The organism is Halobacterium sp. KA-4 (assembly GCF_021028995.1).
In the GTDB taxonomy this organism is placed as follows: Archaea; Halobacteriota; Halobacteria; order Halobacteriales; family Halobacteriaceae; genus Halobacterium.
Genome location: NZ_JAJJZG010000011.1, coordinates 13,269 through 29,463, shown reverse-complemented (window position 1 = coordinate 29,463; position 16,195 = coordinate 13,269). Strand labels below are relative to the sequence as shown.

General features: G+C 68.7%; 19 protein-coding genes. 10 read left to right on the top strand and 9 right to left on the bottom strand.

Translation table 11 applies throughout. From position 1 onward, the window contains the following. Nucleotides 1-33 precede the first annotated feature (33 nt). From LPA44_RS11560 to hisG, 3 genes are all read left to right on the top strand, one after another. A complete protein-coding gene (locus tag LPA44_RS11560; protein ID WP_230889742.1) occupies nucleotides 34-228 on the top strand; it encodes a DUF7554 family protein in 195 nt (64 codons plus the stop codon). Nucleotides 229-265: 37 nt separating this feature from the next. Beyond that, nucleotides 266-793 (top strand): 2'-5' RNA ligase family protein, encoded by a 528-nt coding sequence (locus LPA44_RS11555; RefSeq protein WP_230889741.1) that lies wholly within the window; start codon nucleotides 266-268, stop codon nucleotides 791-793. Between the two features lie 401 nt (nucleotides 794-1,194). Beyond that, nucleotides 1,195-2,043 carry an ATP phosphoribosyltransferase gene (gene hisG / locus LPA44_RS11550; protein ID WP_230889740.1) on the top strand — a complete coding sequence of 283 codons (849 nt, stop codon included), beginning with the start codon at nucleotides 1,195-1,197 and terminating at the stop codon, nucleotides 2,041-2,043. Here the strand turns inward: hisG and LPA44_RS11545 are convergent, their stop codons facing one another. Genes LPA44_RS11545 through LPA44_RS11535 form a run of 3 tightly spaced genes read right to left on the bottom strand, consistent with a single transcriptional unit; the run spans nucleotide 2,044 to nucleotide 3,388 of the window. Beyond that, complete coding sequence (locus LPA44_RS11545; RefSeq protein WP_230889739.1) at nucleotides 2,044-2,394, bottom strand: hypothetical protein; 351 nt, start codon at nucleotides 2,392-2,394, stop codon at nucleotides 2,044-2,046. It lies immediately after the preceding gene. 58 nt (nucleotides 2,395-2,452) lie between these two features. Next, the gene (locus LPA44_RS11540; protein ID WP_230889738.1) at nucleotides 2,453-2,821 is read right to left on the bottom strand and encodes a DUF7473 family protein; all 369 of its coding nucleotides are present in this window, start codon (nucleotides 2,819-2,821) and stop codon (nucleotides 2,453-2,455) included. Between the two features lie 6 nt (nucleotides 2,822-2,827). Further along, the gene (locus LPA44_RS11535; RefSeq protein ID WP_058984403.1) at nucleotides 2,828-3,388 is read right to left on the bottom strand and encodes a TATA-box-binding protein; all 561 of its coding nucleotides are present in this window, start codon (nucleotides 3,386-3,388) and stop codon (nucleotides 2,828-2,830) included. Between the two features lie 115 nt (nucleotides 3,389-3,503). Here LPA44_RS11535 and LPA44_RS11530 point away from each other — a divergent pair, with 115 nt between their 5' ends. Both LPA44_RS11530 and LPA44_RS11525 read left to right on the top strand, forming a co-directional pair. Beyond that, complete coding sequence (locus LPA44_RS11530; RefSeq protein ID WP_230889737.1) at nucleotides 3,504-4,466, top strand: TIGR01177 family methyltransferase; 963 nt, start codon at nucleotides 3,504-3,506, stop codon at nucleotides 4,464-4,466. A 167-nt stretch (nucleotides 4,467-4,633) separates the two neighbouring features. Then, nucleotides 4,634-4,879 carry a hypothetical protein gene (locus LPA44_RS11525; protein ID WP_230889736.1) on the top strand — a complete coding sequence of 82 codons (246 nt, stop codon included), beginning with the start codon at nucleotides 4,634-4,636 and terminating at the stop codon, nucleotides 4,877-4,879. 7 nt (nucleotides 4,880-4,886) lie between these two features. On the opposite strand, the gene LPA44_RS11520 is transcribed toward LPA44_RS11525, so the two are convergent. Beyond that, nucleotides 4,887-5,234 carry a hypothetical protein gene (locus LPA44_RS11520; RefSeq protein WP_230889735.1) on the bottom strand — a complete coding sequence of 116 codons (348 nt, stop codon included), beginning with the start codon at nucleotides 5,232-5,234 and terminating at the stop codon, nucleotides 4,887-4,889. Nucleotides 5,235-5,353: 119 nt separating this feature from the next. On the opposite strand from LPA44_RS11520, the gene LPA44_RS11515 reads away from it, so the two are divergent. After that, nucleotides 5,354-5,503 (top strand): hypothetical protein, encoded by a 150-nt coding sequence (locus tag LPA44_RS11515; RefSeq protein ID WP_230889734.1) that lies wholly within the window; start codon nucleotides 5,354-5,356, stop codon nucleotides 5,501-5,503. Nucleotides 5,504-5,544: 41 nt separating this feature from the next. Here the strand turns inward: LPA44_RS11515 and LPA44_RS11510 are convergent, their stop codons facing one another. Together LPA44_RS11510 and LPA44_RS11505 are read right to left on the bottom strand one after the other, a co-directional pair. Continuing rightward, nucleotides 5,545-6,555: an AAA family ATPase gene (locus LPA44_RS11510; protein WP_230889733.1), complete on the bottom strand. Its 1,011-nt coding sequence runs from the start codon at nucleotides 6,553-6,555 to the stop codon at nucleotides 5,545-5,547. 48 nt (nucleotides 6,556-6,603) lie between these two features. Beyond that, nucleotides 6,604-7,251 (bottom strand): DUF4382 domain-containing protein, encoded by a 648-nt coding sequence (locus tag LPA44_RS11505; RefSeq protein WP_230889732.1) that lies wholly within the window; start codon nucleotides 7,249-7,251, stop codon nucleotides 6,604-6,606. 99 nt (nucleotides 7,252-7,350) lie between these two features. On the opposite strand from LPA44_RS11505, the gene rnz reads away from it, so the two are divergent. Both rnz and LPA44_RS11495 read left to right on the top strand, forming a co-directional pair. Beyond that, complete coding sequence (rnz, locus tag LPA44_RS11500; RefSeq protein ID WP_230889731.1) at nucleotides 7,351-8,283, top strand: ribonuclease Z; 933 nt, start codon at nucleotides 7,351-7,353, stop codon at nucleotides 8,281-8,283. Between the two features lie 68 nt (nucleotides 8,284-8,351). Then, nucleotides 8,352-10,319, top strand: coding sequence for a DUF460 domain-containing protein (locus tag LPA44_RS11495; protein ID WP_230889730.1), 1,968 nt, complete (start codon nucleotides 8,352-8,354; stop codon nucleotides 10,317-10,319). Between the two features lie 27 nt (nucleotides 10,320-10,346). Here LPA44_RS11495 and LPA44_RS11490 read toward each other — a convergent pair whose 3' ends face one another. Next, a complete protein-coding gene (locus LPA44_RS11490; protein WP_230889729.1) occupies nucleotides 10,347-11,240 on the bottom strand; it encodes a DUF3267 domain-containing protein in 894 nt (297 codons plus the stop codon). Nucleotides 11,241-11,338: 98 nt separating this feature from the next. Then, the gene (locus LPA44_RS11485) at nucleotides 11,339-13,789 is read right to left on the bottom strand and encodes a DEAD/DEAH box helicase (RefSeq protein WP_230889728.1); all 2,451 of its coding nucleotides are present in this window, start codon (nucleotides 13,787-13,789) and stop codon (nucleotides 11,339-11,341) included. Between the two features lie 205 nt (nucleotides 13,790-13,994). On the opposite strand from LPA44_RS11485, the gene LPA44_RS11480 reads away from it, so the two are divergent. After that, on the top strand, nucleotides 13,995-14,237 hold the full coding sequence (locus tag LPA44_RS11480; protein WP_230889727.1) for a ferredoxin: 243 nt from the start codon (nucleotides 13,995-13,997) through the stop codon (nucleotides 14,235-14,237). A gap of 207 nt (nucleotides 14,238-14,444) precedes the next feature. On the opposite strand, the gene mdh is transcribed toward LPA44_RS11480, so the two are convergent. After that, entirely contained in the window at nucleotides 14,445-15,359 is a 915-nt protein-coding gene (gene mdh, locus LPA44_RS11475) for a malate dehydrogenase (protein WP_230889726.1), read from the bottom strand. Nucleotides 15,360-15,534: 175 nt separating this feature from the next. Here mdh and LPA44_RS11470 point away from each other — a divergent pair, with 175 nt between their 5' ends. Next, a complete protein-coding gene (locus LPA44_RS11470; protein ID WP_230889725.1) occupies nucleotides 15,535-16,194 on the top strand; it encodes an Sjogren's syndrome/scleroderma autoantigen 1 family protein in 660 nt (219 codons plus the stop codon). Nucleotide 16,195: the final 1 nt, after the last annotated feature.

Here is a 16,195-nt window from a genome sequence, read left to right as displayed (position 1 = left end):
ATCCTTATCCGCGTGCTCCGCTAGCATAACTATATGACATCAGCCCGTGGCGGCATCGACGTCGAAGACCTGCTGAAAATCGTGCTCGTGCTGGTCGTCGTCTGGCTCGCGCTGGAAATCCTCGGGGAGATTGTCGGCGCGCTCGCCGGCCTGCTCGGCATCGCCCAACCGCTCATCGCTGTGGTCGTGCTCATCCTGCTCGTGCTGTGGCTGCTCGACCGCATCTAACGTCAGCGCTTTCCCGCTCCAACCCCCACTAGAGCGTGTGTACAGCGTGAACGCTCCGGTTCCGGACGCGGTCAAGGAGGTCGCAGCGGACCTCCGCCCGGCGCTGTCGGGGTTCGCTCGCGTCCGCGAGCGCCGCGAACAGACCCTCCTCGTCAAACGCGTCCCCGCCGACGACCGCAAGCAGCTCCGCACCGCGTGGCAGACCGCGCAGGACGCCCTCGCCGGCGCGCCCGTCGTCGAAGCCCGCGTCGCCGAAGTCGACACGTTCGAGAACCCACCGAACGGCTCCAGCCCCGTCGTCTACCTCGCCGTCGAGAGCCCCGGGCTCCACGACCTCCACCAGCGCCTCTGCGAGGTGTTCGACCCCGTGCCCGTGATGGAAGGCGGCGACGACTACGACCCCCACGTTACGCTCGCCCGCGACGCCGACGGCTTCCGCGGCCGCCGCGCCGTCGAGAACGTCGACGGCCGCCGCGTCGGCCCCGTCACGTGGAACATCGAGGAACTCTACCTCTACGACGCCGAATACGGCGAACGCGTCGACACGCTCTCTCTTCCCGCGTAACGCCCGAGAGTTCTCTTCCGCTCCTCGTACCAGAGTGGATACCTCGAAAGCCCCGGCAGGCTCGCGGTCGTTCGCTCGCTGTGCTCCTCGCTACGCTGCGGTGCTTACGTCGCGAGACGACCACGCAAGCGCGAGCCTGCCGGGGCTTTCAATCCACCCGTAGCCGGTTGGTTAGCCGGTAATTGGGTGGACTGAAAGGGGCGGGCCGGTCGGCTGCTCCCGGACGAAGTAAGCACCGCAGGCCGGAGGCCGAGGAGCACAACGAGTCCCGGAGCACCGAGCGGCCCGGGGCTTTCGAGGTGTCGTAGTGCGTATCGCTGTCTCTCGGCACAGAATCGAACGTGGTTCTCGCACTGCCACAAGGAAAACCTAGTTCCCCGAGGTCGACGTAGACGACTCACATGCGAATTGCCGTGCCCAACAAGGGCCGTATCCACGACCCGACGCTGGACCTCCTCGACAGAGCCGGTATCGGCGTGGAGAGCGGCGCGGAACGCCAGTTGTACGCCGACACCGTCGACCCCGAGATTACCGTGTTGTACGCGCGGGCGGCGGACATCCCGGAGTACGTCGCGGACGGTGCGGCGGACCTCGGCATCACGGGACTCGACCAGGTGCGGGAGTCCGGCGCGGACAACGTCGAAGACCTGCTGGACCTCGAGTACGGGACGTGCCGGTTGGTGCTCGCAGCGCCCGAGGACGGCAGCATCGACGCCGCCGAGGACTTGGCGGGGAAGACCGTGGCGACCGAGTTCCCGCGCATCACACGAGAGTACTTCGACGGGAAGGCCGTCGACCCGGACATCGTGGAGGTGTCGGGGGCGACTGAATTGACGCCGCACGTGGAGATGGCCGATGCCATCGTGGACATCACGTCGACGGGGACGACGCTGCGCGTGAACCGCCTGAAAATCCTCGACGAGGTGCTCCAGAGCTCCGTGCGGCTGTTCGCCCGCGAGGACGTCACCGACGACCCGAAAGTCGAGCAGGTCGAGACCGCGCTGCAGTCAGTGCTCTCCGCGGCGGGCAAGCGCTACCTGATGTTGAACGCGCCCGAGGAGAACCTCGACGCCATCGAGGGCGTGATTCCGGGGCTCGGCGGGCCGACCGTGCTGGACGTCGACGAACCCGGCATCGTGGCGGTGCACGCGGTCGTCGAGGAGCGCGACGTCTTCGAGGCGGTCAACGACCTCAAGCGCGAGGGCGCGACGGGCATCCTCGTCACGGAAATCGAGCGTCTCGTCGAATAGTTATCGGAGGAAGTCGCCGCCCTCGACGGCTCGCGCTGCGGAGGCTGTGAGCGGGTAGACGACGAAGCCGAGCACGCTCAGGCCCGCGAGCGCGAGCGCCGCCAGTCGGAGGTCCGAGGAGGCGTCCGCGACGACCGAGAGGACCGCGGCTCCGGTCGGGGAGAGCCACGCACCAGCGGCGGCGTCGGGGTCGCCGAGCGCGTGGTACGCGCCGAGCAGGACGGCGGCGATGCCGAAGACGGCGGCGACGTCGGGGCCGGGTTCGTGGACGTAGGACGCGGCGTACGCGAGCGCAGCGGCGGCGAGCGTGAGGGCGCTCGCGTGGAGGGCGCGCCGCTCGTAGCCGTTCATAGCTGTGAGTACTGGGGACGGACCAAAAAGCGAGACGGCCGTTCTCTGCGCGTGCAACTCAGGCCGGCGCGGTGCTCAACAGCGCCAGCAGGTTCGCGGCGAGCAACACCAGCGCCACCGAGACGACGTAGTGCATCACCACGACGAGCGCGGCGGTCCGGTACTTCACGCGGTAGACCGCGTGGACGGCCGCGAAGTCGGCGGCGAGGCTGACGGCGATGATGATGGCCGGGTTGTACCGGACGAGCGCGACCGTGACGACCGCGGGTGCGACGCCGACGAGCAGCGCGCGCTTCCACGGGACGTCGCCGAGAATGTACGTCGCGGCGACGTGCGCGGTGAACGCGAACAGCAGCCAGCCGCCGACGAGCGTGCCGACGTACTGGCCGAGCGTGCCGGGCGCGGGCTGAACCTGGAGGACGACCACGTCGCCTTATTCGAGGAGGCCGAGCTCTTCGAGTCGGGAGACGATCTTGTCGACGGCGTGTTCGGCGTCCTCGGGCTTCTTCCCGCCGGTGATGACGAGCTTCCCGGAGCCGAACAGCAGCGCGACGACTTCCGGTTCGTCGAGGCGGTAGACGAGGCCGGGGAACTGCTCGGGCTCGTACTCGATGTTCTCGAGGCCGAGGCCGATGGCGATGGCGTTGAGGTTGAGCTGGCGGCCGAGGTCCGCGGAGGTGACGATGTTCTGGACGACGATTTCGGGCTCCTCCTCGACTTCGATGGAGAGTTCGCGGAGCTTGTCGAAGACGATGCGGAGGCTCTCGTGGACGTCGTCGGTCGATTTCGCGCCGGTGCAGACGATCTTACCGGACCGGAAGATGAGCGCGGCGCTCTTGGGGTCCTGCGTGCGGTAGACGAGGCCGGGGAACTGCTCGGGGTCGTAGTCGGCCCCCTCCAAGTCCATCGCGACGCTCTGGAGGTCGAGCTCCTGGCCGATGCCGGTGGAGGCGACCACGTTTTCAATATTGATGGTTTCCTTGGGGTCGGTCATCGTACGGTTTAAATCACGTATTTAAGGTTTATAAAGGTTGGTAGTCCGGGGAACAACGCCTCAAGTACCCCGCGATGCCGGCAGGCTGATTGCCCGCGGGCGTCCAGTTGCCCACGTGTTCGTCCTCGAACTCGGCGGTGCCGACGACGACTTCGCCGCCGCCGAAGCCCGCGCCGCCGCGACCGACGTCCGCGTCGCGGCTCCCGGTATCGGTCTCGCCAGCGACGTCGACCGCGAGCGCTTCCGCGGCCTCGCGTACACACACCGTGCTGGCGACCACGTCGCCACGACCGACGCCAGCGTCGACGCCGCCGTCGACGCGCTCCAGGGGACCAACATCGCCCGCGAGGGCTCCGTCGCGGTCCGCGCGCGCAACGTCCGCAACACGACCGACGTGGACACCCAGCAGGCCGAGCGCGACCTCGGCGGCGTGCTCGTCGACGCCGGCTTCGACGTGGACTTGGACGACCCAGACCACGAGCTCCGGGCACTCTTCGCTGACGACTCCTGCTTCCTCGCGTGGCTCGCTGCCGAGTCCGTCCGCGACTTCGGCGAGCGCAAGCCCACCGACCGCCCGTTCTTCCAGCCGGGCAGCATGGACCCGCTGTTGGCGCGCGCGCTCTGCAACCTCGCACGCGTCCAGCCGGGCGACGTCGTCCTCGACCCGATGTGTGGCACCGGCGGCGTGCTCATCGAAGCCGGCCTGCTCGGTGCGCATCCGGTCGGCACCGACGCTCAGCAGAAGATGGTTGCGGGAGCCCGGCAGAACCTCGCCGCGTACGCCCCAGACTTCGACGTCGCGCGTGCCGACGCCACCCGGCTCCCACTCCGGGACGACACCGCCGACGCGGTCATCTTCGACGCGCCGTACGGCCGCCAGTCGAAAGTCGAGACGCACGACCTCGCGGACCTCGTCGCCGGCGCGCTCGCGGAAGCCCATCGCGTCACCGACCGCTGCGTGCTCGTCGCCGACCGCGACTGGCGCGAGGAGGCCACAGCCGCCGGCTGGACGGTCGCCGAACGCTTCGAGCGCCACGTCCATCGCTCCCTGACACGCTACGTTCTCGTACTCGACTGACACGACAGACGTGACAGCGAAGGGTAACAATCAGGGTCGGTATATAGGCTCCGTACCGCAATATTTCGGCAGGTACGCGCTCTGGTGGTGCCTAGCACGACAACGGTTATCGGATAACCTTTTTGGCCACGTATTGGAAACCCTATGGTATCAACGCCGAAACTGCCGTGCGTCTCTGTGCCGTCGCTGCCGTCGTCTGCCTGCTCGTGGGTGCCGGCGTCCAATCTGTCGCCGCGGGCGGCGAATCGACAGTCGCGACGGAAGACCCCGCACTCGTCACGTTCGCCGGCGGCTCCGACAGCGACCAGAACGACGACTCACCGCTCGCGCTCAGCATCAGCCCGCAACGCGCGCTCGTCTCGCTGGCGTTCCTCGGGGCCGTCGCTGCGCGAAAACGACGAAATCCCACGTAACGGCCGACTACCGGTAACTGTCGGCGACGACGGCGACCGCGAACGACGCCGTGAGCACGACCAGCACGCTCGTCGTGTGCTCGTGGACGGGCACCAATTCGAGCAGGCGTATCGTCGCGACCGAGAGCAGGTAGCCGACGAAGCAGACGAACCAGACGCTCCCGTACGCCACCGGGAGGTCGTCGGCGGCCGCCGCCCATCCGACGACGAATCCGGGGCCGAGCACGACGAGTAGCTGCCACCACGGCGTTTCCGGGCCGACGAGTGCGTCCACGGCGAGTGACAGCGGCAGCGCCACCAACAGGACGGCACCGACGACGATTCCGACGCGCTCGAACTGGTCGGCGAGAGACACAGTGGCTCTCGGTGGCCGCGCGTAGAAAAACTACTCCTTCAGAGTGCCCGCGGCCACGGCGCGCTCGCGCCTCCAGAACCGACACAGAGTACTTACCGGCTCGCTTCGAACAGTCGTTCGTGCAGGACGGTGACGACCTGGGTATCGGGCTGGGTTCGCCCCCGAACGACCCCTCGACCGACGAGACGAGCCTGGCGGACGTGTTCTGGACGCTCCTCCCAGTCGTTCTCGTCTTCGGCCTCCTCGTCGCGCTGTTCGTGGTCTTCTGACGGCGGCTGCGAGCCGAACACACGCACCCGGCGGGCGGTGACTACGCTTCTCGACCCATTTCCGCGAGCAGCCGTCCGACCTGAATCCGGTCGCTGTTCCCCTTGTGCAGGTCGAACTCCACGTCGCCCGCGAGCCGGTGGAGTGCTGCGAGTTCCTCGCCGTCGTAGCGCGAGCGCCCGACGCGAAGAATCTCTTCGAGCACTTCCTCGCCGCTCAATCCGTCGTCGACGAGCAGGTCGTCGAGTGTCGAGCGCGCGTCTGTGAATTCGCCGGCCTCCGCGTCGTCCAGCATCGACGTAATCTGATCGTCGGGACCGACGTCCTGGAGCGTCTCGTAGGCCGTGTTCATCGTAATCTCGCCCTCCTGCTCGGCGGTCGTCTGCGCGCCCAGGATGGCCTTCCGGAGGTCGCCGTCGGCGTACCCCGCGACGAATTCGATGCCGTCCTCGTCGTACTCGACGTCCTCGGCGTCCACGATGTCGCGGAGCACGGCGGTGATTTCGTCGGGCGTCGGCGCGCGCACGGAGACCGGGAAGCAGCGCGAGCGAATCGGCGGGATGAGCTTCGACGGCTGGCGGGTCGCGATGATGAATTGCGTGGCCTCGTGGTGGCGCTCCATCACGCGCCGCAGCGCCTGCTGGAAGTCCTCCCGAATCGCTTCGGCGTTGTCCAACAGAATCGTGTTGTACTCCCCGGAGACCGGCGGGTAGCTCGCGGACTCCTTGAGCACGTGGTTGATGAGGTCCGCCTTCGAGGAGTTCCGCCGGCGTTTCGAGGAGATGAACTGCGAGAACCGCGGGTCCTCGCTGACCTCCTTCTTCGTCATCCCGAAGAAGTCCTGCACGTTCAGCTCCACGAGGTCGTTCTCGGGGGCCTCGTGGGCGTGCTCGGCGAGCGCGCGCACCGCCGCCGTCTTCCCCGCGCCCTCGGGGCCGTAGACGACCAGGTTCACGGGCTCGTCGGTGGCGTCCCGCAGGCGGTCCCGCAGTTCCTCCTGTGGGAGGTCGGCCAGCGACGGCGCGTGCGCGTCTATCCACAGCGGCTCGTCCATTACCAGTAAGTAGCCGCCACGGGGCTAAGAAAGAGTCGGTCCGTCCGGCTACGCCGCCGTGGTCGCGGTTCCGCTGCCGCTCGTGGTGCCACCATCGTTCATCCCGCCGCCACCCATGCCACCGCTACCGTTGTGCTGGCCGCGCCGATGCTGCTGCCGGACGTGGTTGATGGGCTGATTCGGCCCGGATTCGCCGGCGTTCGGACGGAGGATGTACCGGCCGCTACCGGTCTCGTGGACGCGGATGTCGTAGACGAACGACACCGTCTCGTTGGCTTCGACGGTGAATTCGCTGTTCAGGTGGAGGCGCTCGGAGGGGAGTTTCACGTCCGCGGACTCCCCGGAGGTCAGCGTCGCGTCGATGCCGTCGATTCGCACGAACACCATCTCGTAGGTGTCCGCCGGCACGCTCAGGTTCCCGACGAGGCTCGCGTTCTCGCCCTCGAGGCGCGTGAGGTCGACGGTCCGGTTGTCCACGTCCCGGGTCACCCACGACTCGTTCTCGGTGGCGTTCGCGGGGTGGACGGCGACCTCCGTGATGGTGACGTTGAGGTGCTGGAAGTCCTCGATGGCGCCGGGCTGGTCGCTGACGTACATCTCGACGGTGCCCTCGCCACCGTCGCCGCCGAAGAAGCCCGTGCAGCCCGCCGTGACGAGCAGCGCCGCCACCGCGAGCGTCGCGACTGTGCGTGACATGTGCGGAGCCACGTCGCCAGTCCGGGAAAGCGCTCTGGCCGCTGGCCCGCCTGCGCCCGCATCGGTGGGGTTTTGCGCGCGGCGCGCCCACGTTCGGGCATGACTCTGCAGGCTACATTCCTCGGGACGAGTGGCGCCGTCCCCACGACCGAACGCAACCCCAGCTCGGTGTTCGTGCGCCGGGAGGGTGACGCGTTCCTCTTCGACGCCGGCGAGGCGACCCAGCGCCAGATGATGCGGTACGGCACCGGCTTCGACGTCTCCGACGTGTTCGTCACGCACGCCCACGGCGACCACGTCTTCGGGCTGCCGGGGCTCGTCCAGACCTGGGACTTCAACGACCGCGAGGACCCCCTGACGATTCACGTCCCCCGAGGCCTCCGCGACCAGATAGAGGCGCTCGTGTTCGCCGTCGGCGGGGACGTCGGCTTCCCCGTCCGTATCAGCGAGGTGAGCGCGGGCGAGACCGTCCTCGACCGCCCCGAGTACGAGGTCCGCGCGTTCGACACCGCCCACCGCACGACCTCCGTGGGGTACGCGCTCGTCGAGGACGACCGCAAGGGCCGCTTCGACCGCGAGAAGGCCGAGGAACTCGGCGTCCCGGTCGGCCCGAAGTTCTCGAAGCTCCACGAGGGCAACGCCGTCGAATTGGACGACGGCACGGTCGTCCGCCCCGAGCAGGTCGTCGGCGACCCCCGCCCCGGCCGCAAACTCGTCTACACGGGCGACACGCGCCCCCACGACCCCGTCGTCGCCGCCGCGGACGACGCCGACCTCCTGATTCACGACGCGACGTTCACCGACGACGCCGCCGAGCGCGCCGCCGAGACCGGCCACTCGACCGCCGGCGAAGCCGCTGGCGTCGCCGCCCGCGCCGACGCCCGAACGCTGGCGCTCACGCACATCTCCTCGCGGTACGCCGGCGACGCCCGCGAAGTCCGCGAAGACGCCGAAGCCGCCGACTTCGACGGCGAGGTGTTCGTCGCCCACGACGGCATGACCTACGACGTCCCGTTCCCGGACGCCGAGTAGCCTCCTTCGACGCCGACACCCCGGTCCCGCCGTGCACTTATTAGTCGTCACGACCTAATTTTGGCAACGTGAGTACCCGCACGAGCGCCCTCGACGCCCGCGTGTTCGGCGTCGACGTGCAGAGCGGTGACGTGCGCGGGGACGCCCCATCCTACGCGCTCGTCGTCTTCGACGGAGAGACAGTCGAGCGCGACGTCGTCAGCCGGCGGAAACTGCTGCGTCGCGTGGACAGCGAGGAGCCCGCGATTCTCGCGACCGACAACATGTACGAACTGGCCGCGGACAAGGACCAGCTCGTGCACTTCCTGCGCGGGCTTCCCGAGGAGACGAAGCTCGTGCAGGTCACCGGGGACGAGCGCCCCGAGCCGCTCTCCCGAGTGGCGAAACGCCACGGCGTCCCGTACGGCAAGCCCGCGATGGAGGAAGCCGAGGCAGCGGCCCGACTGGCCGCGCGCAACGTCGGCTACGAGGTGTCGGCGTTCACCGACGAGACCACCGTGAAGGTCGCCCGCGGTCGCTCGACCGGTGGCGGTGGCGGGTGGAGCGAGGACCGCTTCACGCGCCGCATCCACGGCTCCGTGAAGCGCGTCGCCCGCGACGTGGAGTCCGACCTCGACGACGCCGGCCTCGACTACGAGCGCGACGTCACCGAGAAGTACGGCGGGTTCTCGAACGCCGTGTTCACCGTGCAGGCTCGCCCCGAGGACATCCCCGTGAGCAGCCGGCGCTCCGGCGACACGCGCGTCGAGGTCGAGCCCGTGCGCCGGGACGGCATCGAATTCAAGCCGCTCGCGCGGCGCCGCGACCGCGTGTTCGTCGGCATCGACCCCGGGACGACCACGGCAGTCGCGCTGGTCGCGCTCGACGGCCGCGTGCTCGACGTCACGAGCACGCGCACCGCCGACACCGCCGAAGTCATCGAGTGGATTATCGAGCGCGGCCGCCCCGTCGTGGTCGCCGCCGACGTGACCCCGATGCCGGCGACCGTCGAGAAGATTCGCGCGAGCTTCGACGCCGCCGGCTGGGCGCCCGACACGGACCTCCCCGTGGACGAGAAGCAACACCGCACCCGCGAGGAGGGCTACGACGACGACCACCAGCGCGACGCGATGGCGGCGGCGCTGTTCGCCCGCGACGCCCACGCCGACCAGATTCGGCGCGCCACCGAGGAGACGCCGCCCGAACTCGACCGCGGCGAGGTCGTCTCCCGCGTCGTCGGCGACGACGAACCGCTCGCGGCGGTCATCGACGACCTCACGGAGACCGACGAACCCGAGGAGGAGGAAGTCGAGCACGAGCCTCGCGAACTCACCGACGAGGAACGGCGGATGCGGGACCTCGAAGCGCAGGTCGCGCGGCTCCAGGACCACGTCGCGGACCTCGAAGGCGAACTCGACGAGAAGGACGAGACAATCGCGGAGTACGAGGAGGAACTCTCGGAGGCGCGCCGCGAGGAGCGCCAGGAGGCCCGCGAGCGCCGCGAGGTCACGCAGCTCCAGTGGGAGAACGACCGCCTCGAGACCGAACTCGAGGAGGAGCGCGAGCGCGCCGACGAACTCGCGGCGAAACTCGAACGCCTCAAAGACCTCTGGAAGCTCGACCACTCGAACCTCGGCGACGTGAACCACAGCGGCGACCTCGTCGCCGTCAAACCCGTCGACCAATTCACCGTCGACGCCATCGAGGCCGCCAACGACGAGTACGGCATCGCGTCCGGCGACGTCGTCTACCTCCGGGACGCGTCCGGCGCGGGCCGCTCGACGGCGGAGCTGCTCGCAGAGTTCGACCCCCGGGTCGTGCTCCGGTCGGGCGGCCTCTCGGACGCCGCCGACGAGGTGCTGTTCGAGAACGAGATTCCGGTCGGCCCCGCCGACGACGTCACCATCCGCGAGGTGGACGAACTCGCCATCGCCAGCGAACCCGAGGTCGAGGCCGTGATTGCGGACTGGCGCGAGCGGAAGGCCGAACGCGAGCGCGAACGCAAGGAGAGTATGGTCGACTCCATCATCAGCGAGCACCGCGCCGACCGCGACTGACGCTTTCGAGCCCTCGCGCTGGACTGCCTATTCTTCGACGCCTTTGCGGGCCTGCCGGTAACTCCGTACGAGTGCGTACAGGAGTCCGACGACTGCGCCGACGCCGAGCACGCCCGGGCCGACGCTCATCGAGATTTCGGTCGGCGACGACGAGAACGCGAACAGGAAGGTGAACGTGTCCGGTGTGCCGACGGTCAGAGAGTCAACGCCAAGCGCGTCGAGGGCGAGCGGGCCGACGACGGCCAACACGAGGAACACGCCGACCGTGGCGACGGCCGCGCCGGAGAGCGCGTCCCAGACGACTGCCGTCACCGACAGCGCGCGCGGCCGGTCGCTCTCGTCGCCGAGGATGCGGACGCCGTCGGGGTGGTCTTCGAGGCGGACGTCCTCGGGGAAGCCCAGCAGCGTCATCGTCATCCAGACGTCCGCGACCGCGCCGGCGGCGTTCGCGGCCAGCGGGACGACGAGCCACTCCCACTCGAAGGCCAACATCAGCGGCACGCCGACGGCCGTCATCACGACCAGCGGCGTCAACAGCACGACGACGAACTGGTTGCGGGTGAACTCGTGGTCGGTCGTGGCGTACGCGTACGGGAGGATGAAGTGCGCGATGCCGACGCCGTACTTCGCTCGGCCGCCGTAGTACCGGATGGCGAGCCCGTGTAACAGTTCGTGGGGGACCACGAAGACGGTCGCCAGCACCAGGATGACCAGAACGTCCAGCGCGTTCGTCCACCAGCCGACGCCGGCCGGCGCGAAGTCGAGCGACGCCGGGTGGCCGGTGACGGCCTGGAACAGCGCGCTGAGCGCGGTGGCCGCGACGATTACCCCGAGGGTGCTGAGCGCGGTCATCTGGACGGTGAGCCCGCGGGTCAATTCGAGGTCGGCGAGCACCGTCTCGCCGCCGGTATCCGGAGCCATACCGCCACGTCGCCGGCTCTAGACTTAACTGATTCGACAGGTCACCGGAGCTACGTCGTTGGTGGCCTCGTTCAGAACTCCCGGAGTCGTGGCGGGCGCTACGCGTCGGGCTGGTAGTCGCTGCCGACGACCTCGCGGATGCGCTCGGCGGTGACCTGACCGACGCCGTCGGCCTCCGTGAGGTCGTCCTCGCGGGCAGTCATCACGGCTTCCACGGTGCCGAACTCCTCGAGGAGCGAGCGCGCGGTCACCGGACCGATGTCCGCAATCGAGGAGACGACGTACTCCTGCTGTTCGCCCAGCGTCTTCGCGGCCTTCTCGCCGTGCGCGCTCACCTCGCGGTCGTTGTCGGTCTGCTCGCGCTCGGCGATGGTCTGAATCATCTCCGCGGTGTCGTCCTCGCCGCGCGTCTGCACGACGCTGATGCCCCAGTCCACGGCCAGCGACGACAGCGTCGCGCGAATCGCGTTCGGGTGGACGTTGCGCTCCGCGTAGAGGTCGCCGTCCCCCTCCAAGAGGAGGACGGGCCGCGTGTAGTGCCGAGTGAGGTCCTTGGCCTGCTCGAAGATGGAGCGGTCGCCGCCCAGCAACGTATCGAGAAAGTCCGCGTGGGATTTCCGCTCGACGGCGACGCGGTCCGAGAGCACGTAGTCGCCCACCGACAGCGTCTCTAGGCGGGTCTCGACCTCGTCGCGCTTCGAGAGGTCCCGCGCGATGTTCGAGTCGAGTTCGCGCTGGTCGACGACCACCTCGACTGACTCCTCGTCGCCGCTGTCAGCGCGCGCCGCCACGCCCTCGTCGTCCTCGCTCTCCGCGACATCGTCAGGGTCGGGCGCGTCGAAGTCCGTGAGTCCTGCCTGCCCGTCGCCGGCCCCGGCCGCACTGCCGCCGTCCGCTTCCGCGGGCTGCGTGTCGTCAGACGTGGCTGCCGTCGCCGTCTCGCTCGCGTCGTCCGCCTCCTCGTCGCCGTAGTCGTCGAGCGCGCGCTGGCTCTCGCCGAGGTCGCCCTCTATGTCGTCGGCCACGCCTTTGAGTTCGCGGAGTTCGTCCTCCATCTCCTGCTCTCGGCGCTGGCTGATCCAGAAGTACGCCTCGTCGCGGGTGTCCTCGGCCATCAACACGACGACCTTCCCCTCCGTCTGCCGGCCCGTCCGGCCCTTCCGCTGGACGGAGCGAATCGCCGTCGGCACCGGCTCGAAGAACAACACGAGGTCGACCTCTGGCACGTCCAGCCCTTCCTCGGCGACGCTCGTGGAGACCAGCACCTCGAACTCGCCGCTCCGGAACCGGTCGAGCGTCTCGCGTTGTTCTTTCTGTGTCATCCCGTCGCTGCCGTCCGCGTCACCCTGCCCGACGAAGCGCTGCGTGTCGAAGTGCTCGCCCAGGAAGTCGGTGAGGGCTTCCGCGGTGTCCCGCGACTCCGTGAACACGATGACACGCTCGCCCTCCTCGATGCCGAGGGTCTCCGCGAGCAGCATCCGCGCGCGCCGGAACTTCGGGTGGAGGCCGTCGAAGTCGTCGGCCTTCCGCATCGCCTCCTTGACCTTGGGCTCGGAGACGAGCCGCTGGCTCGCCTTCGACGCGCCCGACGAGCGCGCGGCGTTGCGCTGGCGCTCGAAGTATCTGCGGACTGATTCGACGCTCTGCGTCTCGACGAGTTCGACCGCGCGCCGGAGTTTCATCACCTCCGCGTGCACGCTCATCCCCTGGTAGCCCTCGCTCTGGTCGTTGTCGATGAGTTCCTGGAGTTTCGCGCGAATCTTGTTCAGGTCCTTCTGGGAGACGTCCGGGCTGGAGACGCGCGTGACGCCCAACTCCCGGAGTTTCTCCAGGCGGTCTTCGATGACCTCGTTGATTGCGTCACGGACCTCGATAACCTGCTCGGGGAGTTCGATGCGCTCCCACTGCACGTCCGTGTCGTACGTGTGCTCGCCGACGTCCGCGTCGTCCTCGGTCATCACCTCGACGTTCCGCACGCCGAGGTTCTCGCAGACCGTCTGGATGTCCTCCTCGTTGCCGCCCGGAGAGGCGGACATCGCCGTCACGAGGGGGTTCAGCGCGTCGGCGTGGTAGCGCTCCGCGATGTACGTGTACGCGTAGTCGCCGGTCGCGCGGTGGCACTCGTCGAACGTGCAGTGCACGACCTCTTCGAGCCCGATGCGCCCGCCCACGAGGTCGTTCTCCACGACCTGGGGCGTCGCCACGACCACGCGCGCGTCGTTCCACATCTCCGCGCGGTCGTCGGGCCGCGTCTCCCCGGTGAACACGACGATTTCCTCGTCCGGAATCTGGAGGGCTTCCCGGTAGAACGCCGCGTGCTGTTCGACCAGCGGCTTCGTCGGCGCGAGCAGGAGGGACTTCCCGCCCGCGTCGTCGGCCAGCCGGTAGGCCGTCACCAGCAGGCTCACCGTCGTCTTCCCGAGCCCGGTGGGGAGGCAGACGAGCGTGTGGTCCTCCCGGGCGGCCGCCGCGAGCTGCAGCTGGTACTGGCGCGCCTCGATGACGCCCTCGGCCAGCATCGGATGGTCGACGTACGCGGACTCCGACATTCGGGCGGTCGTACGTCGTTCACGTGGTTAAGGGTTCGCGTACCGGGGTGAAAGTGGCCAGGTCGGCTCGCACGTTTCGCTATCTACGCGTGAGGTTGTGGAGTCACCACCGTCTCCGACGCCTCGAGACCGTGCCCGAGTCTCCGGTCGTGACTACGCCACCTAGCCCGGCAACGATATAGGCGGGGCGCCTCCACGTTCTCGTATGCGAGTCGAGTTCGACCGCGACGTCTGCATCGGGATGTTCCAGTGTGTCGCGGAGTGGGACGCCTTCGAGGAGGACACGGACGCGGGCAAAGCCGTCCTGCAGGACAGCGAAGAGGTCGAGGACGGCGTCTTCGCACGCGAGATTCCCGAAGACGAGGAGTTCGACGCGAAGTTCGCGGCGCGCTCGTGCCCCGTCGACGCGATTGCAGTCTACGACGACGACGGCGAACAGGTCGTCTGAGGCCCGAGCGCACTCTCCGCCGCCCCGCCAAGTTTTATGCTAACGCGCACCACACTAGCGACTGTAATGTGCCACCACTGGGAGGAAGTGCCGATACGGGAACTCGAACCGGACGCCGAACGCGAATCCACGGACGGCGACGAACCGGACGAGGTCACGAAAGAGGTCGCGCCGGCCTGACGCGGCCGGCGAGCGCGGGCGCGACGACTACGCGATTTCGTCGTACTGCTCGGAGAGCTTCTCCGCGGCCTCGCCGAGCTGGTCGCGCTCGTACTCCGTGAGGTCCCACTCCACGACTTCCTCGACGCCGTTCGAGCCGAGTTTTACGGGAACGCCGAGACCGACGTCGTCGAGGCCGTACTCGCCGTCGAGCACGACGGAACCGGGGAGCACTTCGCCCGTGTCGCGGAGGATGGCCTCGACCATGTGGGCGACGCCCGTCGCGGGCCCCCACTGGGTCGCGCCCTTGCGCTCGATGACGTCCATCGCGGACTGCTGTAGTTCCTCGAGGATGTCCTCGCGCTCGTCGTCCGAGAAGTCGGGGTCCGCGCCGTTCACGCGCACCTTCGAGAACACGGGCACCTGCGCGTCGCCGTGCTCGCCGAGGATGGTGGCTTCGACGTTCTGCACGGGGGCGTCGAAGCGCTGGCTGAGCACGTAGCGGAAGCGCGCGCTGTCGAGGCGGCCGCCGAACCCGACGACCTTGTGGCGGTCGCGGTCGCCGCTCTCGTAGAGGTGGCGGTTCAGGAGGTCGACGGGGTTCGACGTCGTGACGGTGACGAAGTCGTCGTTGTGCTCGGCCAGCGAGGAGCCGATGTCCTCCATGATGGGCGCGTTGTCGCCCGCGAGGTCGATGCGCGTCTGGCCGGGCTGGCGGGGAATCCCCGCGGTGATGACGACGACGTCGGAGCCAGCGGTGTCCTCGTACGTCCCCTGCGTGACCTCCGTGTTGGAGTCGTAGGCGACGCCGTGGTTCGCGTCCGCGGCCTGCCCGATGGTCTCGTCTTCCTTGTCCGGGATGTCCACGAACACGACTTCGTCGGCCACGTCGCGGAGCGCGAGGTTGTAGCCTGCGGCGGCGCCGACCGTGCCGGCGGCCCCCACGATGCTGACTTTCGTCATATCACGTATACCCACCGCCGGCGAATCCGTTAAGCGCTTCGGTGAGTTCGAGCACCCGGGAAAACCACCCGCACGGACGCCGACGACGGACGAACGCCACTTCGACTTTCGTCGAACATCTCGGGTAGGTCCGTGCTCCGCAGGCTTTTCGAGGCGTCGCGCCCTGTACACACCCATGAGCGACACGGACGACGGCTTCGACGAGGAGGCCGTACGCGAGGAACTCCGCGAGAAGTACGCCGACGACGACCGCGGGGAGACCGAGCGCATGAGCGAACTCCTCCTGCAGGGCGCGACGATGACCAACCAGCACTGCGACCGCTGCGGCAACCCCATCTTCCGCTACGAGGGCCAGTCGTTCTGCCCGAACTGCCAGCAGGCCGCCGAACAACAGCAAGCGGCGCAGGAGCAGGCCGCACAGCAGCAAGTCGACGCCCAAGGGCAGGCGGCTCAGCAGTCCCAACAGCCCGCAGGCGACGACGCGGACGCAGCCGAAGGTGCCCGCGCCAGCCAGCCGACCGGGAACGCCGCGGAACGACAGCAGCCCGCTGAAGGCCGGCAGTCCGTTGACCGACGACAGCAGTCCGAGCAGCAGCCCGCTCAGCCCGCACGCGAGCAGCGCCGCGAACAGCCCGCGACGCCCGAGCAGCCGGCAGTCGACGGCGAGGGCGCGAACGCTGCGCCGTCCGGCGAAGCCGCGGACGCGCTGGAGTCCTCGATTGCCGCGCTCGCGCGCCGCGCCGCCGGCGCCGACGATCCGCGGCGCGCCCGCGAATTCCTCGAAGCCGCCCGCGAGGCCGCCGAAGCGCTCGACGCGCTCCACCGCAACGCGTAAC

Coding starts and splice junctions, on each gene's coding strand:
- rnz (WP_230889731.1), top strand. CDS start 7,351: ATGACTCTGCAGGCTACATTCCTCGGGACGAGTGGCGCCGTCCCCACG.
- LPA44_RS11545 (WP_230889739.1), bottom strand. CDS start 2,394: ATGAACGGCTACGAGCGGCGCGCCCTCCACGCGAGCGCCCTCACGCTC.
- LPA44_RS11535 (WP_058984403.1), bottom strand. CDS start 3,388: ATGACCGACCCCAAGGAAACCATCAATATTGAAAACGTGGTCGCCTCC.
- LPA44_RS11505 (WP_230889732.1), bottom strand. CDS start 7,251: ATGTCACGCACAGTCGCGACGCTCGCGGTGGCGGCGCTGCTCGTCACG.
- LPA44_RS11490 (WP_230889729.1), bottom strand. CDS start 11,240: ATGGCTCCGGATACCGGCGGCGAGACGGTGCTCGCCGACCTCGAATTG.
- LPA44_RS11480 (WP_230889727.1), top strand. CDS start 13,995: ATGCGAGTCGAGTTCGACCGCGACGTCTGCATCGGGATGTTCCAGTGT.
- LPA44_RS11485 (WP_230889728.1), bottom strand. CDS start 13,789: ATGTCGGAGTCCGCGTACGTCGACCATCCGATGCTGGCCGAGGGCGTC.
- LPA44_RS11510 (WP_230889733.1), bottom strand. CDS start 6,555: ATGGACGAGCCGCTGTGGATAGACGCGCACGCGCCGTCGCTGGCCGAC.
- LPA44_RS11470 (WP_230889725.1), top strand. CDS start 15,535: ATGAGCGACACGGACGACGGCTTCGACGAGGAGGCCGTACGCGAGGAA.
- LPA44_RS11560 (WP_230889742.1), top strand. CDS start 34: ATGACATCAGCCCGTGGCGGCATCGACGTCGAAGACCTGCTGAAAATC.
- mdh (WP_230889726.1), bottom strand. CDS start 15,359: ATGACGAAAGTCAGCATCGTGGGGGCCGCCGGCACGGTCGGCGCCGCC.
- hisG (WP_230889740.1), top strand. CDS start 1,195: ATGCGAATTGCCGTGCCCAACAAGGGCCGTATCCACGACCCGACGCTG.